The following is a 1,135-nucleotide window of genomic DNA, read 5'->3' as shown; positions in this document are numbered from 1 at the left end:
TCCCCGCTCACCACTATCCAAAATGGTCTTAACTCATTCTTTGATTTTATTAATCATAAAACAAATAATGTATCAACCATTAATATAAAAACAAATGATGAATTTGGTCAAATATCTAATGCCATCAATGAAAACATTCTTCAAACTAAACAAGGTTTAGAACAAGATAATCAAGCAGTAAAAGAAAGTGTATCAACTGTTCAAGTAGTAGAAAAAGGAGATTTAACTGCAAGAATTACTGCTAATCCAAGAAATCCACAATTAATTGAACTTAAAAATGTTCTTAATAAACTTTTAGATGTTTTACAAGAAAAAATAGGTTCTAATATGAATGAAATACAAAGAGTATTTAATAGTTATAGAGCCTTAGATTTTACAACAGAAGTTAAAGATGCTAAAGGTGCTGTTGAAGTAACTACAAATGCATTAGGACAAGAAATCATTAAAATGTTAAAACAAAGTTCTGACTTTGCAAATTCATTAGCAGATGAGAGTGGAAAACTTCAAACTGCAGTTCAATCTTTAACTAATTCTTCAAATTCTCAAGCAGCTTCATTAGAAGAAACAGCAGCAGCATTAGAACAAATCACTTCTTCTATGCAAAATGTTTCTCAAAAAACAAGTGATGTTATTACTCAAAGTGAAGAAATTAAAAATGTAACAAGTATAATAGGTGATATTGCAGATCAAATCAATCTTTTAGCTTTAAATGCTGCTATTGAAGCTGCACGTGCAGGAGAACATGGACGTGGATTTGCTGTTGTTGCTGATGAAGTTAGAAAACTAGCAGAGAGAACTCAAAAATCTCTAAGTGAAATAGAAGCTAATACTAATTTACTTGTTCAATCTATCAATGATATGGCTGAATCTATAAAAGAACAAACTACAGGTATTACTCAAATCAATGAAAGTGTAGCTCACATAGATCAAACTACTAAAGATAATGTTGAGATTGCAAATGAATCAGCACTTATTTCTAATACAGTAAGTGATATAGCAAGTAATATACTTGATGATGTAAAGAAAAAGAGATTTTAATAACTAAAGAGCAAAAGCTCTTTAGTGAATTAATATGAGTAATAAATAAATTTAATTATTAAACTACTTTCTAGCAAGAATAAAATTCAATAAATTT

1 protein-coding gene is annotated in these 1,135 nt (G+C 28.6%); it reads left to right on the top strand.

Going from position 1 to position 1,135, the window contains the following annotated elements:
- Positions 1–1,038: methyl-accepting chemotaxis protein (locus tag GQV94_RS07585; RefSeq protein WP_234126484.1), on the top strand; the 1,038-nt coding region annotated here is incomplete at its 5' end.
- Between the last annotated feature and the right edge of the window lie 97 nt (positions 1,039–1,135).

Origin of the sequence: Campylobacter sp. TTU_617, assembly GCF_016599045.1 — a bacterium.
Taxonomy (GTDB): Bacteria; Campylobacterota; Campylobacteria; order Campylobacterales; family Campylobacteraceae; genus Campylobacter_D.
The sequence above is the reverse complement of the archived record's forward strand: the minus strand, read 5'-3'. Positions and strand labels throughout refer to the sequence as shown.